The sequence below is a fragment of the Sphingobacterium sp. genome, assembly GCF_039596235.1.
Taxonomy (GTDB): domain Bacteria; phylum Bacteroidota; class Bacteroidia; order Sphingobacteriales; family Sphingobacteriaceae; genus Sphingobacterium.
Window position 1 is genome coordinate 39,416 of record NZ_JBCNKE010000001.1, and the last position, 19,656, is coordinate 59,071.

Sequence of the window (19,656 nt, forward strand, 5' to 3'; positions counted from 1 at the left end):
TTTTATTTGTTTAAATATAATATTGCTATATTTGGTGCGTAGGGTATTTCAGATTATTACAGAAACTCAAGAGTCGCCTAAACTCTCTTGACCATTTTTCAAAGATTTAAATATGAAGCAAAGTAAAAATGAAGCCGTCTTTCAGGACGAGGTATTGACACGCTTTGAGCTTTTCAAAAGTTTGTTTTTAACATTGCCATTTCAACGTGTTAAAGATACGGGTACTTTATTGCCTTTTTTTGCAAAGCAGTGCGAGAAGGGCGTTGATCAGCATTTGACTCCGGATGAGATTATAAAAAGTTTTTTTGATCAGCATGAAGAGTTTTCTTCGGAGGAACAGCGTATTGACCTACTGTTTCGTTTTGTTCAGTATATAGAACGTCAGGTGGTATTGTTTGATGCAATAGAGGATTCATCCTTTCAGATGGTTGGCCGTGGGGACGATGAAAACGTCTTGGGAGCCCTGATCAAGAATGCGGAGGGGAATGGTGATATGCGACGGAAAATCGTTTCTAAATTAAAAGATTTCTCCGTCCGTTTGGTTCTTACGGCTCACCCTACACAATTTTATCCAGGACCGGTATTAGGGATTATCAATGATCTGATTGATGCAATAAAGACCAATGATATCCATAGTATACATTTACTGTTGCAGCAACTGGGTAAAACACCGTTCATCAATAAAAATAAGCCGACTCCGGTAGACGAGGCCGCAAGTTTAGCCTGGTTCCTGGAAAATGTTTTTTATAAGGTAGCTTCTGAGATCCAGTCTTTCATCGATGATGAGCTGGATGTAGATACCGAAGAGGTAAAACAGCTGATCGAACTGGGCTTTTGGCCAGGGGGAGATCGGGACGGAAATCCGAATGTAAGTGTTGAAAGTACCAAAAAAGTAGCCGCTTTATTACGGACGATTTTATTTAGATGTTATTATCGTGATTTCCGCATTGTAAGACGCCGTATCACGTTCAGGGGAGTAGAAACCTATATGGATAACCTACAGACCCTGTTTTATGAAAATAGCTTTAACCCTGTTGAAAATCCAGCAGATGAAACGGATAATATCATTACAAACTTAAAAGCGATCAAAAATGTATTGGAAGAATATCATAATGGTCTCTTTGTAGAGATTGTCGATGACCTGCTCCGAAAGGTAATGACATTCGGTTGTTTTTTCACAACCCTGGATATTAGACAGGATAGCCGAATCCTACGTGAAGCGACAAATTACCTGATACAGCAAAATCCGGAGGCGACTGGTGTTCCGTTGAATTACCTGGAACTGAATGAAGCGGATAAACAAAAAGCATTGAAGTTTAAAGAATTGGATTTAAGTGTGGGTGATGATGCAGATCCATTGACGAAAGACACCTCCGGAGTAATCAAATTACTGAAGGACATCCAACGTTCGGGTTCTGAGCGTGCAGCGCAGCGTTTTATTATTAGTAATTGCCAGCAAGCAAGTGATATCCTCGGATTGCGTCAGTTATTTTTGTGGTCCGGTTGGAAGAAAGATGCATTAACGATAGATTTTGTGCCCTTGTTTGAAACAGTGGACGATCTGACTAGAGCTGCCGACGTAATGAAGACCTTATATAGCAATAAAGAGTATAAGGCGCATTTGAAACGGAGAGGAAATAAACAGACCATTATGTTGGGTTATTCGGATAGTACAAAAGATGGAGGCTATCTGATGGCAAACTGGTCAATTTATAGGGCAAAAATAGAGTTGACAGCCATTTCGCGTGAATATGATGTGGATCTTGTCTTTTTTGATGGCCGCGGTGGGCCTCCAGCGCGTGGCGGAGGTAAAACACAACGTTTTTATGCTTCCATGGGTAAGGAAATCGCCAACGATCATATTCAATTGACGATCCAGGGACAGACAATCAGTAGCCAATATGGTTCGTTGGATACCGCTCGATTTAATATAGAGCAGCTCCTACATGCGGGCATTATCTCTGATTTAAAGCAACGTGTGGGGGATACCCTGACTAAACATCAGCAAGAGATTATTGATAAATTGGCCGAATTGAGTCACCATAAATTTATGGATCTCCGTACCAATAAGCTGTTCCTACCTTATTTGGAAACGATGTCTCCATTGAAAGCACTTTCGTCCATCAATATTTCGAGTCGACCAGTAAAGAGAAATTCAGGGCGCGAACTGCGGCTTGAAGATTTAAGGGCGATCAGTTTCGTTACATCGTGGAGTCAGCTGAAGCAAAATATCCCTGGATTTTATGGCGTAGGTACCGCATTGCAATGGGCTGAAAAGAACAACCTATGGAAAGATGTGCAACAATTGTATGTTTCTTCGGGATTCTTCCAGACACTGATCGACAACTGTATGATGTCCATGACCAAGTCTAATTTTGATATCACAGCTTATATGAAGGAAGATAAGGTGTACGGTGAATTTTGGAAAAACCTCCATGCGGAATATCAGATTACAAAAGAGTATCTTTTAAAACTCAGTGGCACATCGAAATTGATGGAGAACTATCCGGTAGACCGCGAGTCGATTCTTGCACGCGAAAGTATTGTATTGCCTCTATTGGTGATCCAACATTATGCTATTCGTGCGCTCAATTCCGATAAACTGGATGAGGCACAACGGGAAGATTATTCGAAACTGATTGCGCGGACAATATTCGGTGTTATCAATGCTGGAAGGAATGTTGCCTAATTTTTGTTTCTTTTCGCGGATAAGGTTTCGCAGAAAGTATATTTTATCTACTTTTGTATAGTTAACAAAATTGATATGAAGATTAATAAGTTATTTGTTGTAGCTGCTTGTGCGAGTACTGTATTTGCGTCTTGTGGTGAAACAGCTGCAAATAGACAGCGTCAATATGCTAATGCATCTTTAGCAGATGGTGATGCTTTTGCAATGATTAAATTCGTTGGTGAGGAAGGAAACTATTTAGTAAACCTTGCTGATGTAGCGGCAAAACAATCGACTTCAGCAGAAGTGAAGAATGTGGCGGCTAAAATTAAGGAAGCTTATGCGACGGTGTTGCCCGAGTTGGACGGTTTGGCTAAAGAGTTGCATGTCGGTGATGCACAACGTGGTGTACCTGCGTTTGAAACACCAACTTCAATCGGATCAGATAGTACTGCGGCATTCAATGATAAAGCATTTTTGGCAGTGGTTCTTGCAAAACAGGGTGAAATCAATAGTAGATTGACTCGTGAAGAGCTAAACACCAATCGCAATGTCATTCATGTTTCTGAAGAGTCGTTGAAAAAAGTTGAAGAAATCTATAAACTGGCTGGTGGAAAAGCTGAAGGCCATGGCCATCACTAAGTAGGTGACTACATGTGTGAAAAAGAGGAATGTTCATCCAGGTGAATATTCCTTTTTTTATGCGCTCGTTTCCTCGCTGTTACCAAGGATTAATTGAAGGCGCTATAAGAGCACTAATAAGACTGCTGGAAAATGAGAGGACAGAACAGTCTTTTTTGTTCGGGAGTATTCAAAAGCCTTTTTTGGACGTATTTTAGCCATCGTCATTCAAAATGGAATTCAATTTTGTATGGTATAGTCTAACATTTTTGGAGTAATATAGGGGAATCAAAACGAGAAATAATTTGTTGGGTTGTTAAATTAATAATAACTTAACATTACTATAATACAGTTGTTGAGAACTGTGTTTATTTTAGCATGATTTAATCAAATAATAGATAAGAAACAATATAACGTGAGATACGCTGCTATAGATATAGGCTCCAATGCGGTGCGCCTTTTGATCGCTGATATCATTGGGCAAAAGGATCAATATAATTTTAAAAAAAATACGCTTTTAAGGGTTCCTTTACGCCTGGGCGATGACGCATTTATCCATCAGGAAATTTCGCCGAGAAAGGCGGAGAGTTTGATAAAAACAATGAAAGCATTTCGTGAATTGATGGATGTGTATCATGTGGAAGACTATATGGCCTGTGCTACATCGGCCATGCGCGATGCGAAGAATGGTGCTGATATTGTTGCAGAAGTTAAAAAGAATGGAATCAACATCGATATTATCGAAGGTGCTAAGGAGGCTGAAATTATCTACAACAGTCATTGGGATAATAAGATGGAAAAGGATAAGGTCTATCTTTATATTGATGTAGGTGGCGGCAGTACTGAACTGTCTTTATTTGCGAATGGCGTTTTGGTTAATTCGAGATCCTTTAATTTAGGTACGATCCGTATTTTAGATAATCAGGATAAAGCAGAAACCTGGGACGAGCTCAAGGAGTGGGTCCGCAGCAATACGCATATGTATAAGCAGGTGATCGGGATAGGAACCGGTGGTAATATCAATAAATTGGCGAGATTATCCAATGAGAAACTGGATAAACCATTGTCTTATGCAAAATTGAAAGCTGTGTACGAACATTTGTCGTCTTTCTCTTTAAAGGAACGTATTATTTTGCTGGGACTTAATGAAGACCGGGCGGATGTCATTATCCCTGCGAGTGAGATTTTTCTGACGATTATGAAGTACGGCCGTTTAAAACAAATCATTGTCCCGCGTGTAGGTTTGGTTGACGGTGTAATTAGAACCTTGATCAATAGGAATTTAGTGAAATAAAGCATTAAAAAGCATTTTTCGCCTTGCAAAAGAAGGAAAAATCTTTATTTTTGTGATACCAAAGGCGAATATGAGCCCAGGTGGCGAAATTGGTAGACGCACCATCTTGAGGGGGTGGCGCTCGTATGGGCGTGGCAGTTCGAATCTGCTCCTGGGCACTTAAGGAGACACTAGTCAATAGTAGTCTCCTTTTTTGTTGTTTATTTCGTTGCCAATTTGCACAAATCCCTTGAGAAGATTAGTTAAACGTTGTTTTTTATCCTATCATATTCTTTGACGTAATTGGGATTTTCGGTGCCCATTAGCCGATCCCATATCCGAAAGTATAAACCATAATTTCCCTTAAACTTACTGTGATGCATGTTATGATAGACAGAAGTATTGACGATTTCAAACAATCAAGTGTGTCGAAACCATTTAGGTGCAATTTTATAACCTAAATGGCCGTAAACATTAATCATAAATGCGATTATCGTAAATAGCAGTATGGTAAACGGGTGAATCGGTAAGAGGAATACGATAGGCAGTAATACCATTCCTTCAACGAGAGCTTAATACCTTTTTCGATAAAGGTCAGTCGACGGCTTCAGTCTCCTTTGCGGATATAAGCTTTATTGGCATCCAATGTTACGACTCTGGTCAACTCAAAAAGAGGATAGGTGCCATCGGGTAGCACACCTGCTAGTTCAAATAGCAATTGTTGAAGAATATTAATTGAAGCTTTCATATTAAAGATATCAGTGCCTATAGATCAAGACATATTATTAAATTAAAAATTGCGAACAAGGTAGTAAAGAGGTGCTGTTTATTTCAATAATTGCTGTATTTTGGACGCTAAGATAAAATCGTCTATCAGTATACATAAATTATCTTTAGCCAATAAAAGTTCAGAATTTGTTATAAAATAAGCGAAGTGCCAGCAATTAAATTTTAGACGAAGTAATGATAATTTTGTTTTAAGACAAGAAAAAATGGCCAGGTCTTGACTTAGATTTCAATGTCCGTTCTACCTATTCTTAAGAAAGAAGTAAAAAGAATTCAACCAAACCTTTTCGAGTCATGTTATAGAAGCAATAGTGGCGGCTTAATATTTGCATTTTTTTATGACTAAAATATTGGTCTTAAAAAGAGGAAATCATGGTAGATAACAAATCGGAAAAAGTAAAATCAGCTAGAAATTGAGGCAGTGGTTCTGAGCATTAGGAATTCAATATTTCAATTTTCAAATTATTCATTATACAAGAGCTATGGGACTATCTAAATATCGTCAGAAACGTTCTGAAGAGAAAACTCCGGAACCTTTCGGCGGAAAACCAAGTGGAACAGAATTACGCTTTGTGGTTCAGAAACACGATGCTTCACATCTACATTATGATTTTCGTCTCGAAATGGATGGCGTACTAAAAAGCTGGGCGGTACCCAAAGGACCTTCTATGGATCCAAATGTTAAACGACTTGCCATGATGGTAGAGGATCATCCCTATGATTACCGGAATTTTGAAGGAATCATCCCAAAAGGGCAATATGGTGGCGGTACTGTTATTGTGTGGGATGAAGGTATCTATGAGCCGGCAGAAGGCGATTTTATGGATGTTTCAAAACAAGAAAAAGCTCTTTTACATCAGTTATACTCCGGCAAGCTCAAATTTAAGCTCCATGGCAAAAAGCTAAAAGGAGAATTTGCGTTGGTAAAAGCTTACGGAAGGGGAGATAACGGCTGGTTGCTGATGAAACTGGACGATAAATATGCCAGTGAAAAGGATATCACGGCAAAGGATAAATCGGTGATTTCCGGTAAAACAATACCACAGATGGAGAAGTCACCAGATAAAGTATATGGAGAAAATATCATAAAAAAAGACAGCACCGTTAAAGATCAACGTGCTACCAAAACAAAAGCTGCTGAACTGATTAAAGATCAGCTTGAAGCAGTTCCCACGGCGAAAGGCTCGAAGAAAACAAATTTTCGGGATTTATTAAAAAATACATCAAAGCAAAAATTTTATTCCCATATCGAACCCATGCTTGCAACTTTGGTTGATAAACCATTTGATGATGAGGATTGGGTTTATGAGGTCAAATGGGATGGCTATAGAGCCGTTGCCTTTATGAATAATGGTAAAGTGGAGTTGAAGTCGCGCAATGATAAAAGCTTCAACGAAAAATTCTATCCCATCTACGATAAATTAAAAGAGCTGGAATTAGATGCTGTTTTAGATGGGGAAGTAGTGGTGCTCAGTGAAAGTGGTACGGCTAACTTTGGAGCGCTCCAAAACTGGCGTAGCGAAGCAGATGGTGATCTGGTGTATTACGTATTCGATATCCTTTGGTATGATGGACAGGATTTAAAAGATCTTCCACTGCTGCAGCGTAAGGCTATTTTAAAAGAAATTTTGCCACAGCATGGAAGTGTTTTAATCAGCGAACATTTTGAAACTTCGGGTACCCAGTTTCTTGAGGAAGCCAAGAAGCTGGGACTGGAAGGAATCATGGCTAAACGAAAGGACAGTATATACCATGTCCATAACCGTTCGAACGATTGGTTAAAGATCAAAGCGAACAAAAGACAGGAGGTAGTAATAGGAGGATATACACTGAATGATGATTCAAGTAAATTGTTTAGTAGTCTCCTTGTAGGCGTCTATGATGGAAAAAAGCTGATCTATACAGGAAAAGTTGGCACAGGTTTCAATGAAAAGCTACAAAAGGAAATGATGGTGCTTTTTAAGCCCCTCATTGTATCTAAAACGCCGTTTTCAGAGGAACCGGATATCAATAAACCCTCACGTTTCAGACCCAATCCGCCGCATGCCACAGTCACATGGTTAAAGCCGCAACTGGTGTGTGAAGTGAGCTTTACGGAATTGACTGGCGACGGAATAATGCGGCATCCTTCTTTTGATGGCATGCGTGAGGATAAAAGTGCTAAAAAAGTTGTTTTGGAAGAGGAGGCTCCAACAGAAAAAATAATAGATATGGCAGATAAAATAATCACTCCTAGAGGAAAGGCTGAGCGAAAAACGCTATTAAACCCTAACGACAAAACCCAGGTCAGAAAGATAAACCGTCATGAATTAAAATTCACCAACCTGGATAAAGTTTTCTGGCCCAAAGAAGGAATAACCAAACGGGACCTTATAAATTACTATTATCAGGCAGCACCGTTTATATTACCTTATTTGAAAAATCGTCCACAGAGCATGAACCGCTTTCCTGACGGTATTGAAGGTGAAGGTTTTTACTTTAAAAATGTAACGGATACAGCTCCGGATTGGGCTGAAACTTACCTTTACCATAGCGATACAGATGACAAGGATAGGCATTATCTAGTAGGAAAAGATGAAGCGACACTGCTTTATATGGCCAATCTTGGTTGTATTGAAATGAACCCCTGGAGCAGCACGGTCAAAAAGCCTGAAAACCCCTCTTTCTGTATTATTGACCTTGATCCAGATAAAAATTCATTCGATCAGGTAATTCAGGCAGCACAGGTTACCAAGAGCGTATTGGATGATATGGGCGTGCCCAGTTATTGTAAAACCAGCGGTTCTACAGGTCTTCATATCTATATTCCGCTAGGGGGAAAATATAGCTATGAACAGTCCAAAGAATTTGCCCGGGTGATTGTCACTTTAGTTCATCGTGAACTTCCAAAATTCACAAGTATAGAACGGTCAGTTAAAGATCGCAAAGGAAAAATATATCTTGATTTTTTACAAAATAGACCCCACGCAACAATTGCTGCAGCCTATTCAGTTCGTCCTAAACCGGGCGCAACCGTATCCATGCCGCTTCATTGGGATGAAGTGAAGACGGGTTTAAAAATAAGTGATTTTCATATCCTGAATGCCATTGAAAGAATGAACAGTGAAGGGGATATTTTTAAACCGGTACTTGGAAAGGGAATCAATTTAAAAAGTATAGTAGAAAAATATTATAAATAAAACTTTCATTTTCCAGCATAATATATAACCTTAAAACAAATAATTATGAACGTTAAACGCATTTTTGGAACAATACTGACGGTTCTTGGAATCATTGGTTTAATTTACACAGGTTATGAACTAATCAATAAAAGTAATGCTTACATGACATTAGGGGTAGTAGGCTTTCTTGGTTTCATTTTCTTTTTCGCGGGTATAGGACTTGTGAAGAATACCAGGGATGAGTCTTAATCTTAATTCGCATAATTTTTTATTTTAACGATGAATGAAAATCTGTTGGGAATTGCTGCCGGGATATTAACTTCCATATCAATGCTCCCGCAGCTCATAAAAGTTATTAAAGAAAAAAATGTTGGTGATTTGTCATGGATCATGATTCTGATTCTTATTTTGGGACTTTCTTTGTGGGTATGGTATGGAGTTCTGAAAAATGAACACCCGATTATTGTCTCAAACGCATTCGCAGTATTGGTGAATATCTGCCTTTTTATCTGCTATTTTTTGTATAAGGATAATGCTGATTAATTAGGAGCATGACCGATATGGATTTTAACATATGCTTCCCTGGGTATCGTGAATATTAAACTAGGTGTTTTTGAAATCATAGCGATGGATTTGAAATCATTCCTCGAATAAGTACAGGCCAATAATAGGTCAGCGCTAACGAATACCAATTGATCTAAATCAGTATGTTTCTTCGCCCTACTTTTATGATTAGACAATTAACACATGCTCCTAAGGCAGGTATGGCCTAACAAAAAACTTGAAAAATTACTGATGGGTAATTCAACTATCCAATAAAATATTTCTTCAGAAAACTACTTCACCTTCATATTTGAGACATGCATAGGCGAAAAGTTGAAGCCCAACCCAATGATACTGTATTGATGTAAGTACTTTCATTCTGTCCGGATTTAATAATATCATAACTACGATTAACAAGAGTTGTTATATATCATTTATTTCCTAAAATCGCCATGAAATGTAAATTATTATAGATTTGGAGAATATGGGCCTTAATTTTATTTTTTTTACATAGATTGTAAATAATTTACTAAACAAATAGTGTTATGGATGTAAACAAATTTGCCTTAGATTGGATAGAATCCTGGAACTCCCATAATTTGGAAAATATTCTAAATCATTACACGGATGATATTGAAATCATTACTCCAATGATAAAAATGGCTTTAGGGTCAGGAAACGGAAACTTAAAAGGTAAAACTGCAGTTTCAGAATATTGGAAAAAGGCTTTAGACAAATTGCCTGACCTTCATTTTGAATTATATGAAATAACGGCGGGGGTCGGATGTATCTCCCTTTTTTACCAATCTGTTATGAATAAAAAAGCCATAGAGACAATGTTTTACAACGACGAAGGGAAAATTTACAAAATGATTGCTTGTTATACAGATTAATAACATAAATCGTATAACTAAAACAATCAAACAATGCTAGCATATATGTCGATATGCTCGCATTGTTTGATTTTGTAAGCAGTTGTCTTAGGTCTTCACTTTAATCTTATTGAGAATATTTATAAATTTTTTACCTGACTTATTATTCTCAAAAAGCTGCATTATTTTTGCCAAAGTTCTTTGGTGTCTCATGAAGAAGGCTAGTTACCTCAATTGTACCATAGCGGAAGAAAGCAATAGACTATTTTTATTTCTCACTGATTTCTTTGAGAATTTGTAAAGCCTTTGGCCAGGCTTCGTCAAAATAATCAAGATATTCTTCATTGGTGTCAACGTCTACCTTTAATAATGTTTTACCATCGAGATCGCTGAACGTGTAATTTTCAAATGATCCGGCCCATGCTTCAACGGCTGGTCCCTCGGTAATCTCTTTGCCTTTGTCTAAAATACCGTAATGACGAATGGATAGGAATTTATTTGGAATATGTTCGGCTATCTCAGCGACCATACCTTCTTTTTCACCGTCTTTATTGATGCCCGTAAAATAAATCTTGGCACCCTTTTCCCAGCTACCTTCGAAATCAGAAGTTGGATTAAAAGCCGCCGTCCACTTTTTGTATGTTTCTTTGCCAAGCATAGTCTTAAACACGTGATCTACAGGAGCGCTGATTGTGATCTGATAATTCATTTTCTTCATGGTCTTATTGTTTTGGAAAGTTGGGATTCGCCTTTACTTCTTCAATTTGTTTGGTATGTCGGGCACAATGGGCCGCAATAAACATTAAACCCTGGTAACCGTCTACGACACCTGTTGGATAATCGTTGATATGATTGCGAAGATCATTGGCATCTGCTTTCTTGATATAATCAATGACGGGTTGCCGTGCGGCATTAAAATCAGCCAAAGCAGTTTTTGAATCTTTGTATATGCCGCTAGGCTGGAGTTCTTTTGGAGCCTGAAACTTATGGCTGCGATCTGTAATAGTCGTTTTTAAATTGCTATCCGTCATTTGTACCTCGCTTTTTCTTTCAGGTTGCGGAGCTTTTGTCAAAGCAGCTTTTGCCATATCAAATATCATTCGTTCAGAAAGTACAATATGTTCCAGACATTGGCTGATCGACCATTTGTCAGGAGCAGGTTTAAATTGTAACTGGGCCTCACTCAGGCCTGCGACTTGTTTTTCGAGTTCTTTGCTTGTCTCGTTGAAATACTGCAATAGCGAGTCCGTACCTTCTCGCCTTTCTACAAGTGTGGCTCGCTCAGCCGCTTCAATAAGGCTGCTTTGATTTGCTGTCTCCCCTTGGGAAGGAGCTGATGAAAGGAGTACTGCGCTCAAGCCGGCAATCGCTATCATATTCATAATCTGCTGCATAGTTATATTTTTTAAATTGTTAAAATGTCACGTTCTCATTACAATTATAATTCATTTTTGTTTTTTTATTCTTTTCATAAGACAAGAAAATAAATAATTGGAGATGAGCATTTAAAATCGATGTTTTTTAGGATGACAACGCTAAAACTACCTACGAAATGTTAAATTTAATTCCTAATAAGGAGTAGGTGGGATAAAGGTTTGCCCTAATTGCTTATTCAACGACTAATAACAGTATTCATTTTATATCTTTTCAATTTTCAAACATTTTATTAAAATGTTTGAAAATTGAAAAGATATAACTAACTTTAATTCAGATGAACAAAAAGGAACAGGTTAAGGTGCGGATTGGTCAGGCCGCAATGGAATGTTTTGAGCGATACGGCTTAGAGAAGACAACATTGGACGATATCGCAAAAGCGGTGGGGCTGAACAAAACGTCTCTTTATTATTATTACAAGAACAAGGAAGATATTTTTATAGAGGTTGCCATCCGTGAAGGAGAGTCCTTTATAAGTACATTACAACAGAGTACATTAAAGAAAAAAGGGATAGAAAACCAGATAGCCTTCTATCTGGAGTCAAGGTTGAACTATTATACAAATGTACTCAATATGAATAGGGTTTCGGTAGAATCACTTGATAAGATTTTACCTCGTTTTTTTGAACTGTATGATGCAATGATGCTGCAAGAGAAAGACTTTTTGACGAAACTTTTGACACAGGCCATTGTACAGGAGCAGCTGGATATGGCCGAACCGGAAAATACGGCTTCCGTACTGATCAATTTTGCGAATGCATTAAAACATAGTACGGAGCAACAGGCGATCCTCAAGAAGCAAGTGGAGATCGACTATGCGCAAAGTCTTCGGGATACTAAATTTTTGGTTTCCTTAATTTTTAAGGGAATCAGAAAACAAGAATGATGACCTATTTCAGGGAATCAAGGATGGGGTAAAGTGAGGCATTGAAGCGAATATTATACGCTAACCAATATAAACTATGAAAAAAATTACCTTATTAATCCAGATTCTCTGTATCTGCGCTCCACTATCCCTGTTTGCGCAGCAGACAATAAATGGGCGTGTTAGTAATAGCTTGACCGGAGAAGGTGCCTATGCGATCTCCATACGTGTAAAAGACGGCAAGGAAGGAACTTTTACGGATGATCGAGGTCGTTTTCAATTGAAGACGAATAGACCTTTACCGCTCATTCTCTCTATTTCAGCGATCGGATTTGAATCGCGTGAGGTTGTTGTCGAAAATGCGGCCACTCCATTAGAAATTCCGCTGGATGTGTCACCGATTTTGGGACAGGAGGTGGTGGTATCCGCAAGTCGAACAGTACAGACAAAACTGTCTTCGCCGGTAACCATTGAGCAGATCAGTACCAAAGATATCCGTAATTCAGCGCAGATCAATTACATGGATATGCTTCAGGGGCTGCGAGGAGTGGATGTGACCGTGTCCAGTATCGGTTTTACCAGTGTAACGACACGCGGATTCAATACAAGTGGAAATACAAATTTTACGCAGATTGTTGATGGTATGGATAACCAGGCTCCGGGCTTGAACTTCCCACTGGGCTCAGTCATTGGTTTGACCCAGCTTGATGTGGATAATATTGAACTTCTGTCGGGGGCTTCTTCCGCCCTATATGGCTCTCGGGGACTCAATGGCACCATGATCGCGACCGGAAAAAATCCATTCAAATATCAGGGATTAAGTGTATTGGTAACTCAGGGAGTCAATCATATAAACGCTAAAAAGAATAATGACCCTGTTCCCGCATCGCCATATTATGATTGGTCTATTCGCTATGCCAAACAACTGAGCGATAAGATTGCATTTAAGGTCAACGGTCAATATACACAGGCAAAAGATTGGGTGGCAAATGATGAGACGAATAAAAATGGATTGGGTACAGCGCTAACGGATCCCAATTATAATGGTGTCAATATGTACGGTGGAGCGACTTCGGTAGATATTAACCCTTTTCTGGAAGCTGCTCTTGCTGGAAATCCAGATTTGGCGCCAATTGTTGAACCTCTCCTTACTCATTCAAATTATGTTTCCCGGACAGGCTATCCTGAGTATGGGTATCTTGATAATAGGGCAAAGCTTTTTAAGTTAAATGGTGAATTTCGCTATAAGATTTCACCCGATATCGAAGCTATTGCGTCGGCGACTTTCGGTACAGGAAATATTGTGTACACCAATGATACCCGCTATCAGTTGAAAGGATTTAAAGTAGGCCAATACCGTTTGGAGGTACGGAATGACAAATGGTTTGTCCGGGCTTATACGACACAGGAAAATTCAGGTAAAACACTCGTGGCCGGCCCGACTGCCCAATACATTAATGAATCCTGGAAGACAAGTTACGATGGAAATGTAGGCGGCTGGTATCCAGAATATACTGCCGGACTTCTTAATGCGCTGGCGTCAGGAGCGCCGCTTACAGATGCCCATTTACAAGGACGTAGTTTGGCGGATCAGGGACGAGCTGAACTTGGTAGCGCTCTTTTTGATAGACTTAAAGACAGCATTAGCAATACGCCAATTTCTGAAGGTGGAACATTGTTTCTGGATAGAAGTAAGTTATATAATGCCGAAGCGCAATATAATTTCTCAGATCAAATCAAATTTATGCAGGTTATAGCCGGCATAAACTGGCGTCTGTATAGCCTCAATTCTAAAAATACACTGTTTCCGGATAAGGATAAACCAATCCATGTTAATGAATACAGTGCTTATCTTCAGTTAGCAAAGCGGGTGATTGACGAACGATTGAATATTGCTACCTCTTTTCGATATGATAAAAACACCCTATTTGCTCAACCGCGCCTTACATCACGGGCATCGTTGGTCTATGAGATGCAGAAACAGAATTATTTGCGTTTCTCTTATCAAAATGCGTACAGTTTCCCTTCTAATATTCAGGCGCTTCAAAATACATTAAATGGGTATAATAGTTTTTCATCTGGTGGGTCTTCTCTCTTATTGATTGATAATTATCAATTTGACCGTTATCCGCCGTATACATTGGAAAGTGTTCAAAAATTTCAGGCTACAGATGATCCGAAAGTACTCCAAAAATTTAAATTTGATGATATCAAACCACAGTCGGTCAATGCTTTTGAACTAGGATATGCAGCGATGTTTGGTAAGCGTGTCATGGTTGATGTGCTCGGCTATTTTTCAACATGGAAAAATTTTATCGGTTATGCCAATGTCGCCAATACACCGGGTACTGATGATATCAATGCTTTTAAGGATCATGCGACCTATGTTCAATATAATGTTGCTTTCAATGGAGGAGAAACAGTAAATACGTATGGCTATGCCGCAAGTGTGAGTATAGATCTTGGTAAGAATTTTATGACCAAGGCAAACTATTACTCGGACTATCTTAAAAATAAAAATAATAGTCAGATCAATAATTTTAATACACCTAATTATCACTTTAACTTTGAATTTGGAAATAGTGGTTTTGGTAAAAAGCAGGTATGGTCTTTTAGTACATCACTTCGTTATAAACCCGGATATTATTATGTTGTGTCTGGCGGGCTTGCGGCCGGGCAGGTGCCTAGTTCTACCGTCATTGATGCACAGGTGAGCTATAAGTTTATTAAAGCGCGTTCTGGCATTCGTATCGGTGGAACCAATATTACGAATAAGTATTATTCTACCGGTATTGCCAACCCTCGCATTGGTGCGGTGTATTATGTCACTTATGCTTATAATATTTTTTAACCAAATAAAATCGTAAAAAGATAAATCATGAAAAGAAATGTAGCAAACAGATTCATAATGCTGTTTATTGGGCTCTCCTTCTGGAGCTGTAAGAATCAGCAAAGTACGGACTATAAAGTATTGACTTTTGGTCCGGGGCAGGAGGAAGCGATCGAAGAAGCTTTTCTTTCGATTAAAGATAGTACAAATATACAGTTGAAAGCAGGTCGATATCGTTTTGCCAACCTAAGTATCGCTCAGGTAAAGCATATTAAAATTGAAGGCGAGGGGCATGAAAAAACGATTGTGGATTTTTCGGGACAGACGCAGGGGGGAGAGGGGATTCGTATCACTGATGTGAAAGGACTCACTATCGGAAATATGACGATCCGGGATTCAAAAGGGGATCTCCTAAAGATCAACAATAGCCAGGACATTATTATTTCAGATCTGCATAGTATATGGAGTTCGGCCGACTCTACCAGTGGCGGCTATGGAATCTACCCGGTACTCTGTAAGAATGTGCTGATTGACAACTGCTATGCAGAAGGGGCTTCCGATGCGGGTATTTATGTTGGACAAACCAAGGGTGTAGTGGTAAAAAATTGTAAAGCATCCAAAAATGTCGCTGGCTGTGAAATTGAAAATACAACAGATGCCGAGGTCTATGACAATGAGTTTTACGGCAATACTGCAGGCTTTCTGATTTTCGATTTACCCGATCTATCTCAGCGGGGCGGGCGTGTGAAGGCTTATCGCAACAAGATTTATGATAACAATTTCAGAAATTTTGCGAAAGGAGGCAGTTTTGGTACTTTTTGGGGGGTGGGAAACGCCTCTCCCGGAAGTGGAATCATTATCCTGTCCACCTCAAATATTGAGATATATAACAATACGATTGAAAAAAATAATACTTCGGCAATTACCATCGCTTCTGGTTTTGCGGTAGATGAAAAAGCTGCTGAGCGCATCAATGCCAACTACTCGCCGATACCTACGCATATTAAGATCCACGGCAATACCATAAAGATGGAAGACAAGTTCCCGCAACCAGCTTATGAGCATCGTATTGGTCAGTTAATTATCGCTACGGAAGCACAACTGAATGCAGTTGAACCTGGCCGCAAAGTAAAAAGAATTCCTGCAATCCTGTACGATGGAATCACGAGCAATATGATGACCAATGGCACTTCCTTAAATCCAGATTCTATTTGTATTGACCAACCCGGCGAAAATATGTTTGTCTCAGCAGACTTTAAACATGTAGGGCAAGTAGATAAATGGAAACCATCAAGTAATATGAAACCATTTCAATGTAAATAACCGTGAAAAATATAAAATTGTCCATTGCCGTTATCATCGTTTTGACTGTATTCTCTTTGACTTTGCAACAAAGCTGCCGACAGGGGAAAAATAAATCAGAACAAACCAATACATCGTTCGTATTTAAAGAAAAACTGTCTGATTATGGGTTTTTCAAGGGCAAGCTAAATAATCTAATACCACAAGAGGGGGTACTTCCGTACGAGTTAAGTACACCTCTTTTTTCGGACTATACGGTTAAAGATCGTTTTATTGTGCTTCCACAGGGAAAACCAATTGAATATGCTTCGCATGGGCCCTTGGATTTTCCTGATTCAACGATAATTGTTAAAAATTTCTCTTATATCAATGTGCAGGGACAAAAGATAGTTATTGAAACCCGGCTGTTGGTTAAAGATCCAGCAGATCATAACTGGAAAGTCATGAATTATCTTTGGAATGCAGAGCAAACGGAAGCGGTTAAACACATTAGAGGAGCGAAACTGGCGATTACTTTGGTCGATAACTTCGGTAATAAACATACAACAAATTATATGGTGCCGAATACCAATGATTGTAAACGTTGTCATAATAATTCGTCGAAACTAATGCCCATAGGGCCTAAAGCGCGTAATCTGAATGTTGTCCGCTCGGGCGATACCATCAATCAATTGGCTCGCTGGAGTTCGAAAGGTTTATTGAAAAATATGCCCGACTTAAAGAATATTGAGCAATTGCCTGTATGGACCGATACGGAAAAATACAGTATCGAAGAACGTGCTAGAGCTTATTTGGATATCAATTGCGCGCATTGTCATACAAAAGGGGGGGACGCATTTAATACCGGACTCTTTCTCGGTTATGAGGAGAATACTCCAGCGCATTTAGGTGTGGATAAGGCACCAGTATCTGCCGGAGGGGGAGCAGGTGGCTTAAACTTTGATATCATACCCGGAGATTCAAAGCATTCGATCTTGCTTTATCGGATGAATAGTACCGAACCCGGGACGGCAATGCCCGAATTAGCCCGAAGTATTATCCATAAGGAAGGTGTAGATTTGATCCGGCAATGGATAGATAATATGCCCAGAAGAAAATAATAATACATTCACCTTTCGATTTATATTAATTAGTAAAGCATGATTGAGCAAATAGAATCAATATTTCAGCAACAGCAACTTTTTAAAATCCAATTACGCTATAGTGATGCACAACAAAGGATAGAAAAGCTACGTAAATTGCGTCGGGCGATTGAAAGCAACGAGGATTTGATTTATGAAGCATTGGCGAAAGATCTGCGAAAATCAAGAAATGAGGCTGCAATAAGTGAGGTATTATTTATTTACGGGGAAATCGAATTTGCAATTCGTAATTTGCGAAAATGGATGCGTTCCAAGAGTGTAGGAAGGTCGGTGACCAACCTGTTGGCAAAAAGTTCAATCGTCTATCAGCCCAAAGGAGTGGCGCTGATTATATCTCCCTGGAATTATCCCTTTCAGCTTACCATGAGCCCCTTGGTATCTGCAATCGCTGCAGGCAATTGTGTGGTACTGAAACCGTCTGAACACAGTCCGTATACCTCCGCTGCGATTCAGAAGATGATATCCGATTCATTTGATGTGAAAGAGATTGCGTGTATTGAAGGGGAGAAATCTACTGCGGAAGCGCTTTTGAAGCTTCCTTTTGACCATGTTTTCTTTACGGGAAGTTCTACGATTGGTAAGCAGATTATGAAAGCTGCCTCCAACCATTTGAGTTCAGTAACCTTGGAACTCGGCGGGAAATCTCCGGTCATATTGGATGAAACTGCCAATCTTGAAACTGCAGCAAATAAAGTGGCCTGGGGGAAATTGATCAACGCTGGTCAGACCTGTATTGCTCCGGATTATATTGTTGTCCAAGAAAATCGGCGGGACGAATTTGTAAGACATTATTTAAATGCTGTAAAAAAGATGTTTTTTACAATGGACGGTAAAATAGATCCTACTGTCTACGCAAAAATTATTAACCAGAAACATGCGGATCGTCTTCTCGATTTGATCAGGAAATCGGTCCTGGATGGAGCACAACTGGTAGAGGGAGGAATACTTTCTGAGGATTTAACACTGAGTCCGACATTGTTATTGGATGTTTCATTGGATAATGCAATCATGGAGGAGGAAATTTTTGGACCAATCCTTCCAGTAATAACGTATGTCAAATTGGAGGAAGCGATTTCTATCATAAATCGACGTGAGAAACCTCTTGCATTGTATGTATTTAGCGAAAACAAGCATAGCATTCAACAGGTTGTTCAACAAGTTCCATCAGGCGGTGTTTGTGTCAATGATGTACTTATCCATGTTTCCAACCCTCACCTGCCATTTGGCGGTGTTAATGGTAGCGGTCAGGGAAGTTGTCACGGTTTTTTTGGCTTCAAAGCATTTTCACACGAACGTGCTGTCATGCGCCAATGCAAATATGCACTCTCTACATTGATTTATCCACCATATCAAGGAAAAAAAATAATATTTAAATTACTGAAAAAATGGATTTAGGTAGCTTAATTTTTTATACTTGTATATGAATAAAATCAAAAGCATTGTTGTGTTTTGTGCTTCCAGTCTGGGCAATTCAAGCATATATGAAAATCATGCGAAACATGTAGGTTATACCTTTGCGCAGCGAAACATTCAGCTGGTATACGGAGGCGGTCGCGCCGGATTAATGGGCGTGGTTGCAAATGCCGCCTTAGAAAAAGGTGGTGAGGTCGTTGGCGTAATTCCCCACTTTCTAAACTCAAAAGAAAGAGAGCATCGCGGCGTAACAAAATTAATTACAGTGGATAGTATGCATGACCGTAAACGGATCATGAATGATCATGCTGAAGGAATAATAGCTTTGCCCGGAGGATTCGGAACTCTTGAGGAACTTTTTGAAATGATTACCTGGGCACAGCTCGGTCTACATGCAAAGCCCGTGGGAATATTGAATATCGATGGGTTTTATGATCATCTGATCAAGTTTATGGATCATATGGTTAATGAAGGGCTTTTAAGACAGGAGAACAGGAAAATGCTATTAATTAGCGATTCAATTGAAGATCTATTAGATCAGATGGAAAATTATAAGGCACTTGCAGTGCCAAAATGGATCGATAGCAAGGAGATCTGAGAGATCGTTTTGTTTTTTAATGAGAAGCTCATTTTCAGTATAATCTTGCAATTTAAATTCTAATATTATTCTTGATAATATGCTAACTCCCTTTGGCTATCTTGTTTATCTTACTTGAAATAAAAAACTGTTTATGAGGCTGCAAATT

Annotated in this window: 16 protein-coding genes and 1 tRNA gene; 14 read left to right on the top strand and 3 right to left on the bottom strand. The window is 39.1% G+C overall.

What is annotated here, in order from left to right:
- Nucleotides 1-112: 112 nt before the first annotated feature.
- From ABDW32_RS00185 to ABDW32_RS00200, 4 genes are all read left to right on the top strand, one after another.
- The gene (locus ABDW32_RS00185) at nt 113-2,689 is read left to right on the top strand and encodes a phosphoenolpyruvate carboxylase (RefSeq protein ID WP_343558518.1); all 2,577 of its coding nucleotides are present in this window, start codon (nt 113-115) and stop codon (nt 2,687-2,689) included.
- 75 nt (nt 2,690-2,764) lie between these two features.
- A complete protein-coding gene (locus ABDW32_RS00190) occupies nt 2,765-3,310 on the top strand; it encodes a hypothetical protein (protein WP_343558519.1) in 546 nt (181 codons plus the stop codon).
- Nucleotides 3,311-3,704: 394 nt separating this feature from the next.
- Nucleotides 3,705-4,583: an exopolyphosphatase gene (locus ABDW32_RS00195; protein WP_343558520.1), complete on the top strand. Its 879-nt coding sequence runs from the start codon at nt 3,705-3,707 to the stop codon at nt 4,581-4,583.
- Nucleotides 4,584-4,657: 74 nt separating this feature from the next.
- Nucleotides 4,658-4,741 (top strand) — tRNA-Leu (locus ABDW32_RS00200).
- A gap of 428 nt (nt 4,742-5,169) precedes the next feature.
- On the opposite strand, the gene ABDW32_RS00205 is transcribed toward ABDW32_RS00200, so the two are convergent.
- On the bottom strand, nt 5,170-5,310 hold the full coding sequence (locus tag ABDW32_RS00205; protein WP_343558521.1) for a hypothetical protein: 141 nt from the start codon (nt 5,308-5,310) through the stop codon (nt 5,170-5,172).
- A 520-nt stretch (nt 5,311-5,830) separates the two neighbouring features.
- On the opposite strand from ABDW32_RS00205, the gene ligD reads away from it, so the two are divergent.
- The 4 genes from ligD to ABDW32_RS00225 all read left to right on the top strand — a co-directional run bounded on the left by ligD (nt 5,831) and on the right by ABDW32_RS00225 (nt 9,945).
- On the top strand, nt 5,831-8,527 hold the full coding sequence (gene ligD, locus ABDW32_RS00210) for a DNA ligase D (protein WP_343558522.1): 2,697 nt from the start codon (nt 5,831-5,833) through the stop codon (nt 8,525-8,527).
- A 45-nt stretch (nt 8,528-8,572) separates the two neighbouring features.
- Complete coding sequence (locus ABDW32_RS00215) at nt 8,573-8,758, top strand: hypothetical protein (protein ID WP_343558523.1); 186 nt, start codon at nt 8,573-8,575, stop codon at nt 8,756-8,758.
- 30 nt (nt 8,759-8,788) lie between these two features.
- Complete coding sequence (locus ABDW32_RS00220) at nt 8,789-9,052, top strand: SemiSWEET transporter (protein ID WP_343558524.1); 264 nt, start codon at nt 8,789-8,791, stop codon at nt 9,050-9,052.
- A 545-nt stretch (nt 9,053-9,597) separates the two neighbouring features.
- Nucleotides 9,598-9,945, top strand: a complete 348-nt coding sequence (locus ABDW32_RS00225) for a nuclear transport factor 2 family protein (RefSeq protein ID WP_343558525.1) — start codon at nt 9,598-9,600, stop codon at nt 9,943-9,945.
- A gap of 247 nt (nt 9,946-10,192) precedes the next feature.
- On the opposite strand, the gene ABDW32_RS00230 is transcribed toward ABDW32_RS00225, so the two are convergent.
- Nucleotides 10,193-10,642, bottom strand: a complete 450-nt coding sequence (locus tag ABDW32_RS00230; RefSeq protein ID WP_343558526.1) for an SRPBCC domain-containing protein — start codon at nt 10,640-10,642, stop codon at nt 10,193-10,195.
- Nucleotides 10,643-10,646: 4 nt separating this feature from the next.
- Nucleotides 10,647-11,318, bottom strand: a complete 672-nt coding sequence (locus ABDW32_RS00235) for a DinB family protein (RefSeq protein WP_343558527.1) — start codon at nt 11,316-11,318, stop codon at nt 10,647-10,649.
- A gap of 317 nt (nt 11,319-11,635) precedes the next feature.
- On the opposite strand from ABDW32_RS00235, the gene ABDW32_RS00240 reads away from it, so the two are divergent.
- The 6 genes from ABDW32_RS00240 (at nt 11,636) to ABDW32_RS00265 (ending at nt 19,508) form a co-directional block, all read left to right on the top strand.
- On the top strand, nt 11,636-12,244 hold the full coding sequence (locus ABDW32_RS00240; RefSeq protein ID WP_343558528.1) for a TetR/AcrR family transcriptional regulator: 609 nt from the start codon (nt 11,636-11,638) through the stop codon (nt 12,242-12,244).
- A gap of 76 nt (nt 12,245-12,320) precedes the next feature.
- Nucleotides 12,321-15,074, top strand: coding sequence for a TonB-dependent receptor plug domain-containing protein (locus tag ABDW32_RS00245; protein ID WP_343558529.1), 2,754 nt, complete (start codon nt 12,321-12,323; stop codon nt 15,072-15,074).
- A 27-nt stretch (nt 15,075-15,101) separates the two neighbouring features.
- Complete coding sequence (locus ABDW32_RS00250; protein WP_343558530.1) at nt 15,102-16,376, top strand: parallel beta-helix domain-containing protein; 1,275 nt, start codon at nt 15,102-15,104, stop codon at nt 16,374-16,376.
- A 2-nt stretch (nt 16,377-16,378) separates the two neighbouring features.
- Nucleotides 16,379-17,455: an SO2930 family diheme c-type cytochrome gene (locus ABDW32_RS00255; RefSeq protein ID WP_343558531.1), complete on the top strand. Its 1,077-nt coding sequence runs from the start codon at nt 16,379-16,381 to the stop codon at nt 17,453-17,455.
- A gap of 39 nt (nt 17,456-17,494) precedes the next feature.
- Nucleotides 17,495-18,892: an aldehyde dehydrogenase family protein gene (locus ABDW32_RS00260; protein WP_343558532.1), complete on the top strand. Its 1,398-nt coding sequence runs from the start codon at nt 17,495-17,497 to the stop codon at nt 18,890-18,892.
- Between the two features lie 25 nt (nt 18,893-18,917).
- Nucleotides 18,918-19,508: a TIGR00730 family Rossman fold protein gene (locus ABDW32_RS00265; RefSeq protein ID WP_343558533.1), complete on the top strand. Its 591-nt coding sequence runs from the start codon at nt 18,918-18,920 to the stop codon at nt 19,506-19,508.
- The last annotated feature ends 148 nt before the right edge of the window (nt 19,509-19,656 follow it).